Genomic DNA, 15,291 nt, shown 5'->3' with positions numbered 1-15,291 from the left:
GCGAAAGTCGAACCATGGCAATCAATTTGGAACTGCCGCGCAAGCTGGAAGCGGTTATCGAGAAGGCGCATCAGGGCGCCGCCGAAATGTTGCGGCCGATCGCACGCAAGTGGGACCTTCGGGAGCACGAGTACCCCGTCGAGCTGGACACGCTGGCGACCCTTTTCGAAGGCATCTCAGATGCAAAGGCATTCGCGTTCGCCGGCGCCGAGGCATTCGCAGGCACCGATGCCAAGGACACCAACCACAACGGCGGCAACATGTCGGCGGTCCTCAATGTGATGGAGATCAGTTGGGGCGACGTCGCTTTGATGCTGTCGGTGCCGCGCCAGGGGCTGGGCAACGCGGCGATCTCCAGCGTGGCCACCCCAGAACAGCTGGAGAAGCTCGGCAAGGGCGTGTGGGCCGCGATGGCCATCACCGAGCCCGGATTCGGTTCGGACTCCGCGGCGGTGTCGACGACGGCCAAACTCGACGGCGACGAGTACGTCATCAACGGCGAGAAGATCTTCGTCACCGCCGGTTCGAGGGCCACTCACATCGTCGTCTGGGCGACGCTGGACAAGTCATTGGGGCGCGCGGCGATCAAGTCGTTCATCGTGCCGCGCGAGCATCCCGGCGTCAGCGTCGAGCGTCTCGAGGACAAGCTCGGCATCAAGGCCTCCGATACGGCGGTGATCCGGTTCGACAACGTCCGCATCCCCAAGGACAACCTGCTCGGCAGCCCAGAGATCCAGGTGGAGAAGGGCTTCGCCGGCGTGATGGAGACGTTCGACAACACCCGCCCGGTGGTGGCCGCGATGGCGGTCGGCATCGCCCGCGCCGCGCTAGAGGAACTCCGCAAGATCCTCACCGAAGCGGGTGTGGAGATCTCCTACGACAAGCCCTCGCACGCACAGAGCGCGCCTGCAGCCGAGTTCCTGCGGATGGAGTCCGACTGGGAGGCCGCCTATCTGCTGATGGTCCGCTCCGCCTGGCAGGCCGACAACAACATCCCGAACTCGAAGGAAGCGTCGATGGGCAAGGCCAAGGCGGGCCGGGTCGCAAGCGACATCACCCTCAAGGCCGTCGAATTGGCCGGAACCGTCGGCTATTCGGAGCAGACCCTGCTGGAGAAGTGGGCGCGCGACAGCAAGATCCTCGACATCTTCGAGGGCACTCAGCAGATTCAGCAGCTCGTGGTGGCCCGCCGGCTGCTGGGCCTGTCGTCATCGCAGCTCAAGTAAGCCGGCGTGAGCGGTACCAACCGGCGGTCAGAAGCCGTCTTTGACGACCACCCGGGTGCGCCCTGTGACGCCGCCGCCCATGATGGTGCGCAGGGTGTGTGGTGCGTCGCGGATCGAGACGTCGCGAGTGATGTCGTCGAGATGCCGCGGCAACAGATCGGTCGCGATCGACTGCCACAGCTCGCGACGCTTGCCGATCGGCAGCAGCACCGAGTCGATGCCCGCCAAGGTGACACCGCGCAAGATGAACGGCATCACCGTTGTCGGCAGATCGGCTGACCGGGCGAGTCCTGAAATCGCCGCCACCCCACCGTAATTGAGCGTGCTCAGGGCGTACGCGAGGGTGTCGCCGCCGACGCTGTCGACCACCGCGGCGTAGCTGGACTTGCCGAGCGGGCGGACCTTCTCGCCCTCGGCGGGCAGCCTGCCCACCACATGGTACGCGCCGAGGCCCATCAAATAGTCGTGCGCCTCGGCCTTACCGGTGGATGCGATCACCTCGTAGCCGAGACCGGCCAGCAGGTCGACGCTGACGCTGCCGACGCCGCCCGTCGCGCCGGTGACCAATACCGGGCCGTCCTGAGGCAGGACACCGTGCGCGCGAATTGCGTTGATGCTCATGGCGGCTGTGAACCCCGCAGTGCCGATGGCCGCCGCCTGCGCGGTGGTCAGCGTATCGAGCTTGACCAGATAGTCGGCCGGGAAGCGGGCGGTGTCCGCGTATCCGCCGTGGCGAGCGGTGCCGATGTCGTATCCGTGAGCGACCACCCGGTCCCCGACGGCGAAGTCGTCGACGGCGCTGGCGGTCACCGTCCCGGCGACGTCGATACCCGGAATCAGCGGATAGGCCCGCGCCACACCACCCTTCGGGGTGATGGCCAGTGCGTCTTTGTAGTTGACGCCGGAGTATTCGACGGCGACGGTGACCTCACCCTCGGGCAGGAAGCTGTCGTCGACGACCTCGCGTGCGAGCGTGATCGTTCCCTCGGCGTCCTGATGTGCGACCAAAGCGTTGACTGCGACCATGCGGCTCAGTATTCACCAAACACAAAAGCCCCCGACTAGGTGCCGGGGGCCTTCGCGTGTTCGGTGATCAGCCGAGGTAGGAGATCAGGTCGGGCTTCATCTGCTGAAGCTGCGCACCCCAGTAGCCCCAGCTGTGCGTGCCGTTGGGCGGGAAATTGAACACCGCGTTGTGGCCGCCCGCGGCGATGTAGTTGTCACGGAACGTCTCGTTGGTGCGGATGGTCAGGCCTTCCAGGAATGTGGCAGGAAGGTCGGCGCCGCCCAACTCGTTGGGCGTGCCGTTGCCGCAGTACACCCACAGTCGGGTGTTGTTGGCCACCAGGGCCGGGATCTGCAGCATCGGGTCGTTGCGCTTCCAGGCACTGTTCGGGTCCTCGGTGGGGCCCCACATGTCGTTCGCCTTGTACCCGCCTGCGTCGCCCATCGCCACGTTGATCAGGAATGGCCAACTGCCCTCGGACGGATTGAGGAACGCCGACAGCGAGCCCGCGTAGATGAACATCTCCGGGTGGTACACCGCGAGGATCATCGCGGAGTTGCCCGACATCGACAGCCCGACCGCGGCATTGCCGTTGGTGGACACGCCCTTGTTGGCTGCCAACCATTGCGGCAGCTCACTGGTCAGGAAGGTTTCCCACTTGTAGGTTTGGCAGCCGCTCTTGCCGCACGCGGGCGAATACCAGTCGGAATAGAAGCTCGACTGGCCACCGACCGGCATGATGATCGACAGCGGGGTGTCCAGGAACCACTCGAACGCCTGGGTGTTGATGTCCCAGCCGTTGTAGTCGTCCTGAGCACGCAGGCCGTCCAACAGATACACCGCGTGCGAGCCAGTGCCCTTCTGGAACTGGATCTTGATGTCCCGGCCCATCGACGGCGACGGCACCATCAGGTATTCGACCGGCAGGCCTGGCCGGGAGAAGGCACCCGCGGTCGCGGACCCTCCAGCTAGGCCAACCACGCCCGGCAGGACGGCCGCCGCTATGGCTGCCACCGCAAACCGGCGCGCCCAATGGCCACGAATCTTGTCAACGAACCTCATAGAGCAATTCCATCCATCTTCCGGTTACCGCTACAGCTGTAACTAGTTCCCCCGACGATCACAGATCGTCATTCGCCACCGCAGCACTGTCTCTACTGCGCTGTCGCGCCCGCTCTACTGAGCCCGGTTCGGCGGAAGAGCGGACCGAGAAAATTTCAGTTGTGCGTGAGCAGTAAAACATGTGACCAGCACTGGAGAAACCCCGACCGGCGCTGACTGCCACATTCCTGTGAAATATCGGCGGTTTCTCCGGCGTTAGTGGCTGGCTGCGCGGGACCGTAGGCTGCGGCTCATGGGGAGGGCTGAGATGCCGGCGAGTAACCGGTTGTCGGTCGACGACTGGATCCAGGCGGGCTTCGCCATCCTGGCTGAGGAGGGCATCAAAGCGCTCAAGATCGACCGGTTGTGTCGCCGCCTCGAAGTAACCAAAGGCAGCTTCTACTGGCATTTCACCGACATCGCCAGCTACCGCAGCGCCCTGGTGCAGGCGTGGGGCGAGATGCGTGGCAACGATCGCAGTGACCTTGTTGAATTGGCCAGCCTTACCCCGCGGGAACGCCTCTCACGGATGATGTCGTCGCTGGTCAGCCCACGTCACTGGACCTTGGAGCGAGCGATGCGGGAGTGGGCCCGCACCGACGCCGACGTAGCCGCCAGCGTGCGCGCCGCCGATCTGCGCGTGCTCGCCGCGGTGCGCCAGGCCTTCCTTGACTACGGGTTCGACGCCGACGATGCCGAACTGCGCGCCAACGCCACGTTCGCCGCAGGCATCGGCTTCTTGCACCTCGCCGGTCCGCAGCCCAACGCTCGCGCGGCGGCCGCCCGCGAAGGGTTCCTCGGCATCATGCTCAAGCGCTGACAGCCCGACCGGCGAACCCGCGGCGAGATCGCGAAAATCCGGAGGTCACGATCTGGGCGCAGTTCGGCGCGTCAACCATACCAAAAGGTATGGTAGGGTCGCGCGATGCCCGCCGGAACGGCAGCCCGACCGATCAGCCCGGAGTTCGTGGCCCGACTGGGTGAACGGGCGCAAGAAGCGGAACGACTGCGCCGCCTGCCGCAGGCCACGCTCGACGACCCCGTCGCGTCGGATTTCTTCGACCTGTTGGTGCCGGCTCGCTACGGCGGCAGCCAGGCCGAGTTTCCAGCCATCCTCGACCCCGTTCGCCGGATGGCGCATGGCTGCGCCTCGAGCGCATGGACGCTCGGGTTCTATGCCTTGTACAACTGGATGCTCGCCCTGTTCGGCGAACGCGCCCAGGAAGAGGCGTTCGCGACGCGCCCATTTCTCGCCCCCGCTCCCCTGGCTCCGACCGGTCGAGGGGTGCCCGCCGACGACGGCATCCTGTTGACGGGACGATGGTCGTGGGCGACAGGCGTGATGCACGGCAACTGGATCATCGTGGGCGCCCTGTGCGGGCCCGAGCAGGACCCCGCCGGTATCTACCCGGCGCTTGCGCTGCTGCCGATCGAGGATGTTCAGGTCGAAGACGTCTGGCACACCGACGGCATGCGCGCCACGGGCTCCAACGACGTCGTCGTCACCGACGTGTTCGTGCCCGCTCACCGGTTGGTGCGCGTAACCGACATCTACACCGGTACGGCACCCGGCGCGGGACTGCACGACGCCGACGCCTATCGCTGGCCGATGGTGCCCGCGCTGGCATTGCTGGCGGCCATGAGGGCATTGGGCAGCGCCGAACGCGCAGCCGACATCTATGCCGAGCGACTGTCACAGCGGGTGCTGGCCTACGAGGGCGTCGTCCAGAGGGACAAACCGATCGCCCAGGCTCACCTCGCCGACGCCCGCGTCCGGCTGCGCGCCCTGCACGGTCTGCTCGCCGATACCGTCGGTGAGATCGAAAACCATCATTGCCACAGGCGATCCCGTGCCCCGACCGGTTCGCGGCGAAGCCCGGCTGGCGGCCGCGCACCTCGTGCACGAGTCGTGCGCGGTGATCGGCAACCTGCTGGAGGCGTCCGGGGCCAGCGCCCACTTCCTCGCCAATCCACTGCAGCGGATCAAGCGCGACGTCGATGTCATCTGCGGGCATGTGGTCTTCGACTACGACACCAGCCGCGAACTCGCCGGAGCCCTCACACTGGGTGTGAAAGTGCCACGAACCGCGATGGTGTGAGAGGACCCCCGATGGCCGACCAACTCCGTGACCGCGTCACGGCCAATCTGCAGAAGCGGGTGGCCAATCCGCTGATGCGGCTGATGCCGTTTCAAACCCTGCTGGAGACGAGGGGCCGCAAGTCGGGTGAACCCCGGCGCACACCGCTGGGCGGCAGTCGGGTCGGCGACCAGTTCTGGTTCGTCTCCGAGTTCGGCGAGAAGTCGCAATACGTGAAGAACATCAAGGCCGACCCGAATGTGCGGGTGCGGCTCAAGGGGCGCTGGCACAGGGGCGTCGCGCATCTGGTGCCCGACGACGATCCACAGGAGCGATTGAAGTTGCTGCCGCAATTCAACAGCATGGGCGTGCGCACCTTCGGCACCAACCTGCTGACGATTCGTGTCGACCTCACCGATTGACGCCCGCACTGAAGTAAAACTAACATCACTTTTAGTTTCTGCCGTCGGCGCCGATGGAGCCCGCCATGGAATCGTTCGTTCACCTGCGAAAAGGCCGCACTCCCAAGCGATTGCACGCCGATCTGGACGGCCTGAAGGACGATGAACTGGGTCGTGGCGGCTTCACAGGTCGAACAGCGATCATCTATCGGCGCAACGACCCCACGGCATACCGCGCGTCCGGTCCGCTGCGCCCCGTGGACGTGCTGGCCGATCAACTGAAGCCTGCCGATGCCACCGACGCGGCGGGCGGCCCGCTGTTGATGTTCGCCAACGCCGACTGCCAGGTGCTGTTGTCACGACGCGGCGAGGCCATGCCGTTCTTCGTCCGCTACGTCGATGGAGATCTGCTCAGCTTCGTGCACGCCGGCTCTGGCCTGCTGGAGACGGAGTTCGGTCCATTGCGATATCGAAAGGGCGATTGGGTTTACATCCCCAAAGCGTGCACCTTTCGGCAGGTGCCCGACGAAGAGTCGGTGCTGCTGATGATTCAGGCCACCGACGAGTTCCGGGTGCCACCGCCGGGATATCTGGGACGGCACTTCCCTTTCGATCCGTCGCAGGCCACCATCCCCGAGCCCGCGCCCATCGACGATGACGGACGAGACGAATACGAGGTTCGGCTCATCCACTTCCCAATAGACGGTGTTGGGACGACAATCCTTACCTACCAACATCATCCACTCGACGTGGAGGGATGGCGCGGCGACAACTTCGCGTTCACCTTCAACATCGACGACTACAACGTGGTGACGTCCGACAGCGTGCACCTACCACCCACCGTGCACCTCTTCATGCAGGCCACCGGCGTCTACGTGATGAACTTCCTGCCCAAGCCCGCCGAGAGGGTGCCGGGCACCGAGCGCACACCGTGGTATCACCGCAACGTCGACTACGACGAGATCGCGTTCTTCCACGGGGGGTCGCTGTACGGAATCCCGATGCCGCCGGGGCTGATTTCCCACGCCCCTCAAGGGGTTCACCACGGCGCACCCGAGAAGGCGCGCGAGCGGGCGCGCCGAAAATTCGACGAGTACGACTCGGTGGACTGGTCGGTGATCGCGGTAGACACCAGGCGCAGGCTGGTGCCGTCACCCGAGGTCCTGGCCAACGATTTGGGGCAGCACTCATGACATTGACCGACGCACCCGTCAAGTTCGAGTACGACCGCATTCCGTATCTGATTGCTTATCAGAATCTTTCGGGTGTGCGCGACGTCTACGGCGGCGTCTCCGAGCTGATCGTCCTTGCAAGTTACCTGCTCAAGCCGAAAACAAAGCCGTCCGATACGGTTCTAGTGTTCATGCACCCCATCGGTGGCGGTGCGTACCTACCGATGATCAACGCGCTGGCCCGCGCTGGACACCACGTCATCTACTGCAACAGCCGCTTCCGTGGGACGGATTCCGCGCTGTTGATGGAGAAGGTCGTCGAGGACCTCGGCGAATGCATCAAGGACGCCAAGAACCGGCTCGGCTACCAGAAGGTGGTGTTGGCAGGCTGGAGCGGTGGGGGCTCGCTGTCGGTGTTCTACCAGCAGCAGGCCAAACGTCCGACGGTGACCGCGAGCCCTGGCGGCGACGGGCCCGACCTCACCAAACTCGGCCTCCTCCCCGCTGACGCCATCATGCTGCTGGCCGCACACATCAGCAGGCACGGCACCCTGACGGAATGGCTGGACGCGTCCATCCTCGACGAATCCGACCCGTCGAAGCGGGATCCCGAGCTTGACCTCTATGACCCGGACAACCCCAACCAGCCGCCCTACACCGAAGAGTTCCTGCTGCGCTACCGTGAAGCGCAGATCGCCCGCAACCGCCGAATCACCAATTGGGTCAAGGACAAACTGGCCGAGCTCAAGACGGCCGGACGGCCCGATGACGAGTTCGCCTTCGTCGTTCACGGCACGATGGCCGACCCACGCTGGCTAGACCCCACCGTCGATCCCAACGAGCGAGAGCCGCACACCACCTATCTCGGCGACCCGCAGGTGGTCAACATGGGCCCGTTCGGTCTCGCCCGGTTCTGCACGCTGCGCAGTTGGCTGTCGCAGTGGAGTTACGACGACGCCAACGGTGACGCCGTCAAAGCCGGTCCGGAGATCGACGTGCCCACGCTGGTGATCGGCAATCTGGCCGACAATGCCTGCACGCCCAGCCACACCCGCCGCCTCTTCGACGCCATCGGGCATCCTGATAAGGAGATGCACGAAATACACGGCGCCAACCACTACTACTCCGGGCCGGACCAGCGCGACACGCTGCGGCAGGCCGTCGGTGTCTGCACGGACTGGCTGCAGCGGCACGGGTTCTCGCTATGACGGTGGCCGGGCCGCTCGACGGCATTCGGGTCATCGAGGTCGGCACGCTGATCTCCGGGCCGTTCGCCGGCAGGCTGCTCGGCGACATGGGCGCCGAAGTCATCAAGATCGAGCCGCCGGGCGCGCCCGACCCGCTGCGTACCTGGGGTCAGGCCGAACTCGACGGCCACCACTTCTTCTGGACCGTGCACGCGCGCAACAAGAAAGCCGTCACGCTGAACCTGCGCGAGGAGGCCGGCCGGGCGCTGTTCCTCGACCTGGTCGAGCGCTCCGACATCATCGTGGAGAACTTTCGGCCCGGCACGCTGGAGAAGTGGAACCTGGGTTACGACGTGCTGCGCGAACGCAACCGCGGCATCATCCTGGTCCGCGTCTCCGGCTACGGCCAGACCGGACCCGAGGCGCACAAGGCCGGCTACGCCTCCGTCGCCGAGGCGGCCAGCGGGCTGAGGCACATGAATGGCTTCCCCGGCGGCCCGCCACCCCGGTTGGCCCTGTCACTGGGCGACAGCCTGGCCGGAATGTTCGCCGCGCAGGGCGCGCTGGCAGCACTGTATCGGCGCACGGTGACCGGTGAAGGTCAAATCGTTGACGCCGCACTTACCGAATCGTGTTTGGCCGTACAGGAATCCACAATCCCTGACTACGACGTCGGCGGCGTGGTGCGCGGCCCGTCAGGCACCCGGCTGGAAGGCATCGCCCCGTCCAACATCTACCCGACCGCTGACGGCAGCTGGGTGGTGATCGCCGCCAATCAGGACACGGTATTCCGCAGGTTGTGCGCGGCGATGGGGCAACCCGAGCTGGCCACCGACGATCGGTTCGCCAATCATGTTGCACGCGGTCGTAATCAGGACGAGTTGGACAAGATCATCGGCGCGTGGGCCGCCGAGCGGCAGCCCGCGGACATCATCTCCACACTCAGCGATGCCGGGGTGATCAGTGGGCCGATCAACACCGTCGCCGAGGTGGTCAACGACCCGCAGCTGCAGGCCCGCGGCATGATCGCCGACCACTTCGACGACCGAGTCGGGCGAAACGTCAAGGGTCCCGGTGTCGTTCCCGTGCTGTCGCAGACCCCGGGCACCATTCGCAGCGCGGGCCCTGCCCGCCCAGGGCAGCACAACAACGAGATCTATCGGGGGCTGCTCGGCAAGACGTCCGAGGAACTGGAGGCGCTGCGGGCGGAGGGCGTGCTATGACCGGTTTACCCGCCCATGTCGACATCCGTGATGTGTCGTTGCGCGACGGCTTGCAGATCGAACAGCCGATTCCGTTGTCCGCCAAGCTCGAATTGCTCGCCGCGGTCGCCGCCACGGGAGTTCGGGAGATGGAGGCGACGGCGTTCGTGTCACCGTCGAAGGTACCCGCGCTGGCCGATGCCCCCGAATTGGCGGCAGCACTGGGCTCCTTCCCCGGCATCGACTTCTCGGCGCTGGTCGCCAGCCCCAACGGCGCCAAGCGAGCGATCGTCGCGGGGCTGAGGTCGATCGAGTACGTGGTGTCGGCCGCCGACGGCCACAGCCGCTCCAACGTCGGGCGATCGACAGCCGAATCCACCGCCCTGATTCCGGAGATTCTCGCGATCGCCCACGACAGCGGCGCGACCGTCGAGGTCATCATCGCCACCGCGTGGGACTGCCCGTTCGACGGACCCACTCCGCCACAACGCGTCATCGACGTGGTGGGTGCGGCGTGCGGCGCGGGCGTCGACCGACTTGCCGTGGCCGACACCATCGGCACCACCACCCCGCGGCGGGTTGTCGACTTGGTGGAGCGAGTCCGCCCGCTGATCGGTGGCATACCGCTGGGCGCGCATTTCCACAACACCCGCGGAGCCGGGTTGGCGAGCGCCTACGCGGCGGTCGGCGCGGGTGTCACCCGGCTGGACGCCTCTGTCGGCGGCCTCGGCGGCTGCCCGTTCGCGCCTGGCGCCAGTGGCAACATCGCTACCGAGGACCTTGTCTATCTGTTGCGTGACAGCGGAATCCACGTCGACGTCGACTTGCAGGCCGCGATCGCCGCCGCAGAGGTGGCCCAACGCGTGGTCGGCCACGAACTGCCCAGCTCACTGCTGCGGGCGGGCGACCGCATCCTCGGCGGGTAACATGCCGGCCGAAACGCTGAGCGCCAAAGGCAGGCTGACTCGCGACGCCATCGAGCAGGCGGCTCGGAAGCTGTTCGCCGAGCGTGGTTTTCACGGCACCACCCTGGCCGACATCACCTCAGCGGCAGGCAAGTCGCCCGCCGTCTTCTACCGCTACTTCGATGACAAAGAAGATTTGCTCGCCGCGCTTGCCGAGTCATTTCTGCACGACACCGTGGCGCCGCTTGGAGTGAACCTCGACCTGCCCGAGTCACCCGACGACAATGTGTTCTTCGCTTCCGTCGTTGCCGGCTACTGGAACATCTTCAAGCAGAACATCGGTGTGATGATCGCCGTCGCCCAACTCGCCGCCACCCAGCCACGATTCGCCGCTGTGCAGAACGAGTTCCGCCGCTTCGGCATGGACATCGTGGCCGCGTCCGTGCGGCGCGCGCAGGAGCACGGCTATGGGACCGAGCTCGTGCCTGAACACACCGCCGCGGCGATCGCCCTGTTGTTCGAAAACTTCACCACCGTCTTCGTCGGCGCCTCCGGACTCGGCCTACAGATCAGCGACGAGGATGCCATCGCCACACTGGCCAGGATTTGGAAGAAGACGTTGTACGGCTTCTGATACAGAGGAGAATCACGTGGATTTCACCCTGCCAGAACACCTTCCGGGGTTGCTTGCGGAGATGGACGCGTTCATCGAGGCCGAGATCAAACCGCTAGAGCGCGAGCACATTCAGTACTTCGACCAGCGCCGGGAACATGCCCGCACCGACTGGGACAACGGCGGCATCCCGCGGCGGGAGTGGGAGGACCTGCTGGGCGAGATGCGAAAGCGGGCCGACAAGGCCGGGTGGTTGCGCTACGGCCTGCCGTCACAGTTCGGCGGCCGCGACGGCACCAACATCGACATGGCGGTGATTCGGGAGCACTTGGCACACAAGGGGCTCGGGCTGCACAACGACCTGCAGGACGAGTCATCGATCGTCGGCAACTTCCCGCAGGTGATCATGATGGATCGGTTCGGCACACAGGCGCAGAAGGCGGAATGGACCGAGGCCCTGATCACCGGTGAGCGGTCGATGGCGTTTGGGCTGACCGAGCCCAACCACGGCTCTGATGCGACGTGGTTGGAAACCCGCGCCGATTTGGACGGCGACGAGTGGGTGATCAACGGTGCCAAGCGGTTCAACACCGGTGTGCACCGGGCGACGCATGATCTCGTCTTCGCGCGCACATCCGGCGAACCCGGACAGGCCCGCGGCATTACCGCATTCCTGGTCCCGACGGACAGCCCCGGCTTCACGGTGCCCTACTACTGGTGGACCTTCAACATGCCGACCGACCACGGCGAGGTTGAACTGAACGACGTCCGCGTGCCCCATGACGCGGTGCTCGGCGAGGTGGACCGCGGCCTCGAGGTCGGGCAGACCTTTTTGCACGAGAACCGTATACGGCAGGCGGCCAGCAGCCTCGGCGCCGCGCAGTACTGCATTGACCGGGCGGTCGGCTACGCCAACGACCGGTCTGTGTTCGGTAAGCCGCTGTCCGTCAACCAGGCCGTGCAGTGGCCGCTCGTCGAACTGCAGACCGAAGCCCAGATGGTGCGGCTGTTGGTGTACTACGCGGCGACCCAACTGGACGGCAACCACCACATGGAAGTCTCCGACAAGGTCTCGATGGCCAACTACCGCGCCAATCGGCTGGTCTGTGAGGCCGCCGACCGCGCCATGCAGGTATTCGGCGGCGTCGGCTACAGCAGGCACGAGCCGTTCGAGCACATCTACCGGCACCACCGGCGTTACCGCATCACCGAGGGCGCCGAGGAGATCCAGATTCGACGGGTGGCTCAGCGGCTCTTCGGGTTCGGACGCAGGTGAGAGAACAACTCGTCGCGGTGCTGCGGCCGGTGCTCGGCGAGGTCGCCGTCGAGAACCTGCGCGCCCTGACCGGCGGTGCGAGCCGGACCACATGGGCGTTCGACGCGGTCAGCGATGGTCGGCGGGCGTTGATCTTGCGGACCGGCCCGCCCGACGACGTACAAGCGGGGATGGAACTGGAGGCCGCGGCGCAGCGGCGGGCAGCGGCCGCAGGCGCACCCGTGCCACACATCCTGACCGCCGACAATTCGCCAGCCGCACTTGGCAATCCGTTCCTCATCTGTGACGCGATCGCCGGCGAGACGATCGTCAGAAAGATCCACCGTGGGCTCGACGACGCGGGCAGGGCGCGACTGCTGCGGCAGTGCGCGGAGGCGCTGGCCGCCATCCACCGCGCCGACCGCGAGGGTATCGGTCTTGCCGAGACCGACCCGCTCACCGGATGGCGGCAGCGCCTCGACGAGATGGGCGACACCACAGCCACATTCGAATGGGCGTTTCGCTGGCTGGATCGCCACCGCCCGCCGCCGTCGCCGCGGGTGCTCGTGCACGGGGACTTCCGGATGGGCAACCTGATCGTCGACGAGGCCGGGCTGGCGGCCGTCCTGGATTGGGAGTTGGTGCACACCGGCGAGGTCTACGAGGATCTCGCGTGGTTCTGCATCCGCGCCTGGCGGTTCGGCGCGCCCGCGTCCCTGGGCGCGGGCGGGCTGGGCAGCGTCGATGCCTTCCTGTCCGCGTACCAGGCGGCGGCGGACGTCACGCTCGATCGGGATGTCTTCCGCTGGTGGCTGATCGTCGCCACGCTGAGCTGGGGCGTCATCTGCCGGTTTCAGGCTGAGCGCCATCTGTCGGGGCAGACGCCGTCAGTGGAGCTGGCAGCGATCGGCCGTCGCGTCGCCGAAACCGAATGGGACCTGCTGGATCTCTTGGAAGGTGCCCACCAATGAAATGGCTCTACGGACGGCCGACCGCCGCCGAACTCGTCGCAGCGGTCGCCGACTTCCTCGACAAGGACGTGCGGTCGAATACGGCGCCCGGCGGCCGCCCCGCCGACGCGGCTCAGGTCAACTTCCACGCCCGCGTCGCCGCCAATGTGCTGCGCATCGTCGAGCGCGAGTTGAAAGACGACTCGGCCGCCGAGGTCACCGACGGGCTCGCCGAGCTCGGCTTCACCGACGAACCTCAATTGGCGGCCGCGATCCAAGCCGGGTCGTTGGACCAGCGCGCCGCCGATGTGCTGCCCGTGCTGCGCACCCTGGTCCGCTGTCGACTGGCCGTCGCGCACCCCGGCTACGACCAGTCGGTCTAGCGGGCGACCAGCGCTCGCTCGAAAATGTGAGCCGGTCACAGTCGACGGGCCCGCGCCAGCCAGGCGGGCTCATCGACCCGCGTCCCAGCCCGAAGGCCGATCGCTTCGGCCTGCGCTTCATTCACGACGCCGCGGTATGTGGTGGTGTCCAGTGCCTCAAGCGCCCACCCTTCTGCGAACGCCCCGCGGATATCGGCCTCGCCGACCTGCGGCCCGAAGCCGCGGCCCGCGTCGGACAGCGCGAGCACGTGCATCATGCCGCCCTGCTGGAGCGCAGCGCGCACGCTGCGCACGTAGCGGGCCCGGTCGCCCTGGTCGAAGATGTGGAACAAAGCGCTGTCGAGGATAGTCTGGTAGCGAGAAGCCGGGTCGAGATTCATCGCGTCGGCAACCTCGAAACGAGCCTCGACGTCCTTCTGGGCGGCGTTCGCTCTGGCCTCCTTGATCGCGGCCTCAGAGAAGTCGATGCCCAGTACGTCATACCCCAACCGAGTGAGCATGATGGTGTGTTCGCCTGTGCCGCAGCCGATATCGAGGACTTTGCCGTGAAACCCGCCGGCACGTTGCAACTCGACGATCGCGGGCTGCGGCTCGCCGATGACCCACGGCGCGGTCCTAGTCTTGTAGGCGTCGTCAAACCTGGACAGGGTTGGTGTTGAATCCATAGAAACCAGGGTTCTACCTCAACCCACCTTGAGGTCAAGGGAGACGACAGAGATGACCGTTGCGAAGTCCGAGACCGTCGCCGACGTCGCGGATCGGCTGTTTGCGGCCATCGAGAACGGCGACATTGCGGCGGTCGAGCAGTTGTGGAGTCCTGATGTCATCGTCTGGAAGGTTGGTGATCGCGATCGGGACAGGGCGCGTGCGCTGCGCGTCATCAACTGGTTCGTCGACACGACGACCGACCGCCGCTACGAGATGCTCGAGCGCAAATTCTTCGACGGCGGATTCGTCCAGCAGCACATCCTGCACGCCAGTGGCCGCAACGGCGGAGTGATCTCGATGCGGGTCTGCATCGTGATCAAAGTGGGCGCCGACGGTTTGATCAGTCGTATCGACGAGTATTTCGACCCAGCAGAGATCGCCCCGCTGCTGCAGTCGTAGCAGAAGGGGACATGCCAAGCACACAACGACTTCTCAGCGACCCGGCGGCTGTCGGGATCTGGGCCCTTGATCCGAGCCTTTCGACGATAGGGTTCACTGCCAAATCGATGTGGGGCCTTTCCGCGGTCAAGGGCCGGTTCACCCGCTTCGCTGGTGACGGCCAAATCACGGACAGTCGAACAGTTTTGGGCCATATCGAGATTTGCGCCGCATCGCTGGACACCAAGCTGCGCTGGCGCGACAGGCACTTGCGCTCGGCTGAATACTTCGACGCGCAGACGTTTCCCGCCATCAGCGTCGTGGTCACCGGCGCCGACACCCTCAATGGCGACACGGTCGAACTGAAGGCGCAACTCACCGTCAAAGGCGCTACCGCGCCCCTGCCGCTGCGTGCCACGCTCGCAATGGTCGCCGATGATGCGGTGCGGTTGAGCGCGCAGGCGACCGTTGACCGCCAGCGCTTCGGTGTCGACGGAAACCTGATGGGAATGCTGCCCGACGACGTGACGATTTCCGGCGACGTCGTGTTCCGTCGAGCGGGCTAGGCGGTACAAGCGGGTGAAAGCCGCGTTGAGGAGTGCGGCGGTTGGCACTAGCCGTACGACGATCAAGCGGGTGAAAGCCGCGTTGAGGAGTGCGGCGGTTGGCACTAGCCGTACGACGATCAAGCGGGTGAAAGCCGCGTTGAGGAGTGCGGCGGTTGGC

Annotated in this window: 16 protein-coding genes and 1 pseudogene; 14 read left to right on the top strand and 3 right to left on the bottom strand. The window is 65.8% G+C overall.

Going from position 1 to position 15,291, the window contains the following annotated elements; translation table 11 throughout:
• Positions 1-14: 14 nt before the first annotated feature.
• Positions 15-1,226: an acyl-CoA dehydrogenase family protein gene (locus tag ACGFK1_RS00450; RefSeq protein WP_393423962.1), complete on the top strand. Its 1,212-nt coding sequence runs from the start codon at positions 15-17 to the stop codon at positions 1,224-1,226.
• A gap of 27 nt (positions 1,227-1,253) precedes the next feature.
• Here the strand turns inward: ACGFK1_RS00450 and ACGFK1_RS00445 are convergent, their stop codons facing one another.
• Together ACGFK1_RS00445 and ACGFK1_RS00440 are read right to left on the bottom strand one after the other, a co-directional pair.
• Positions 1,254-2,252 carry an MDR family oxidoreductase gene (locus ACGFK1_RS00445; RefSeq protein WP_393423959.1) on the bottom strand — a complete coding sequence of 333 codons (999 nt, stop codon included), beginning with the start codon at positions 2,250-2,252 and terminating at the stop codon, positions 1,254-1,256.
• A gap of 67 nt (positions 2,253-2,319) precedes the next feature.
• Complete coding sequence (locus tag ACGFK1_RS00440; protein WP_393423956.1) at positions 2,320-3,294, bottom strand: esterase family protein; 975 nt, start codon at positions 3,292-3,294, stop codon at positions 2,320-2,322.
• 292 nt (positions 3,295-3,586) lie between these two features.
• Here ACGFK1_RS00440 and ACGFK1_RS00435 point away from each other — a divergent pair, with 292 nt between their 5' ends.
• The 11 genes and pseudogenes from ACGFK1_RS00435 to ACGFK1_RS00385 all read left to right on the top strand — a co-directional run bounded on the left by ACGFK1_RS00435 (position 3,587) and on the right by ACGFK1_RS00385 (position 13,479).
• Positions 3,587-4,153 carry a TetR/AcrR family transcriptional regulator gene (locus ACGFK1_RS00435; RefSeq protein ID WP_393423953.1) on the top strand — a complete coding sequence of 189 codons (567 nt, stop codon included), beginning with the start codon at positions 3,587-3,589 and terminating at the stop codon, positions 4,151-4,153.
• Positions 4,154-4,465: 312 nt separating this feature from the next.
• Positions 4,466-5,432 (top strand): annotated as a pseudogene (locus ACGFK1_RS00430) (acyl-CoA dehydrogenase).
• Positions 5,433-5,443: 11 nt separating this feature from the next.
• The gene (locus ACGFK1_RS00425; protein ID WP_393423950.1) at positions 5,444-5,833 is read left to right on the top strand and encodes a nitroreductase/quinone reductase family protein; all 390 of its coding nucleotides are present in this window, start codon (positions 5,444-5,446) and stop codon (positions 5,831-5,833) included.
• Positions 5,834-5,898: 65 nt separating this feature from the next.
• Positions 5,899-7,005, top strand: a complete 1,107-nt coding sequence (locus tag ACGFK1_RS00420; RefSeq protein ID WP_393423947.1) for a homogentisate 1,2-dioxygenase — start codon at positions 5,899-5,901, stop codon at positions 7,003-7,005.
• Entirely contained in the window at positions 7,002-8,192 is a 1,191-nt protein-coding gene (locus ACGFK1_RS00415) for an alpha/beta hydrolase family protein (RefSeq protein WP_393423944.1), read from the top strand. Before ACGFK1_RS00420 ends, ACGFK1_RS00415 begins: the two co-directional genes overlap by 4 nt.
• Positions 8,189-9,394 (top strand): CaiB/BaiF CoA transferase family protein, encoded by a 1,206-nt coding sequence (locus ACGFK1_RS00410; protein WP_393423942.1) that lies wholly within the window; start codon positions 8,189-8,191, stop codon positions 9,392-9,394. The genes ACGFK1_RS00415 and ACGFK1_RS00410 overlap by 4 nt, the downstream gene beginning before the upstream one ends.
• Entirely contained in the window at positions 9,391-10,299 is a 909-nt protein-coding gene (locus tag ACGFK1_RS00405) for a hydroxymethylglutaryl-CoA lyase (RefSeq protein WP_393423939.1), read from the top strand. Before ACGFK1_RS00410 ends, ACGFK1_RS00405 begins: the two co-directional genes overlap by 4 nt.
• Position 10,300: 1 nt before the next feature.
• Positions 10,301-10,912, top strand: coding sequence for a TetR/AcrR family transcriptional regulator (locus ACGFK1_RS00400; RefSeq protein WP_393423936.1), 612 nt, complete (start codon positions 10,301-10,303; stop codon positions 10,910-10,912).
• A 16-nt stretch (positions 10,913-10,928) separates the two neighbouring features.
• On the top strand, positions 10,929-12,167 hold the full coding sequence (locus tag ACGFK1_RS00395; RefSeq protein WP_393423933.1) for an acyl-CoA dehydrogenase family protein: 1,239 nt from the start codon (positions 10,929-10,931) through the stop codon (positions 12,165-12,167).
• Positions 12,164-13,117 (top strand): phosphotransferase family protein, encoded by a 954-nt coding sequence (locus ACGFK1_RS00390; RefSeq protein ID WP_393423930.1) that lies wholly within the window; start codon positions 12,164-12,166, stop codon positions 13,115-13,117. The genes ACGFK1_RS00395 and ACGFK1_RS00390 overlap by 4 nt, the downstream gene beginning before the upstream one ends.
• Entirely contained in the window at positions 13,114-13,479 is a 366-nt protein-coding gene (locus ACGFK1_RS00385) for a DUF6285 domain-containing protein (protein ID WP_393423927.1), read from the top strand. Before ACGFK1_RS00390 ends, ACGFK1_RS00385 begins: the two co-directional genes overlap by 4 nt.
• Before the next feature lie 35 nt (positions 13,480-13,514).
• Here the strand turns inward: ACGFK1_RS00385 and ACGFK1_RS00380 are convergent, their stop codons facing one another.
• The gene (locus ACGFK1_RS00380; RefSeq protein WP_393423924.1) at positions 13,515-14,144 is read right to left on the bottom strand and encodes a class I SAM-dependent methyltransferase; all 630 of its coding nucleotides are present in this window, start codon (positions 14,142-14,144) and stop codon (positions 13,515-13,517) included.
• 52 nt (positions 14,145-14,196) lie between these two features.
• On the opposite strand from ACGFK1_RS00380, the gene ACGFK1_RS00375 reads away from it, so the two are divergent.
• Both ACGFK1_RS00375 and ACGFK1_RS00370 read left to right on the top strand, forming a co-directional pair.
• On the top strand, positions 14,197-14,586 hold the full coding sequence (locus ACGFK1_RS00375; RefSeq protein ID WP_393423921.1) for a nuclear transport factor 2 family protein: 390 nt from the start codon (positions 14,197-14,199) through the stop codon (positions 14,584-14,586).
• A gap of 11 nt (positions 14,587-14,597) precedes the next feature.
• On the top strand, positions 14,598-15,131 hold the full coding sequence (locus ACGFK1_RS00370) for a YceI family protein (protein ID WP_393423918.1): 534 nt from the start codon (positions 14,598-14,600) through the stop codon (positions 15,129-15,131).
• The last annotated feature ends 160 nt before the right edge of the window (positions 15,132-15,291 follow it).

Origin of the sequence: Mycobacterium sp. NPDC048908 (assembly GCF_043197955.1) — a bacterium.
Taxonomy (GTDB): Bacteria; Actinomycetota; Actinomycetes; order Mycobacteriales; family Mycobacteriaceae; genus Mycobacterium.
Note: the sequence above shows the minus strand (reverse complement) of the source record. Positions and strands in the feature narration are given on the sequence as shown.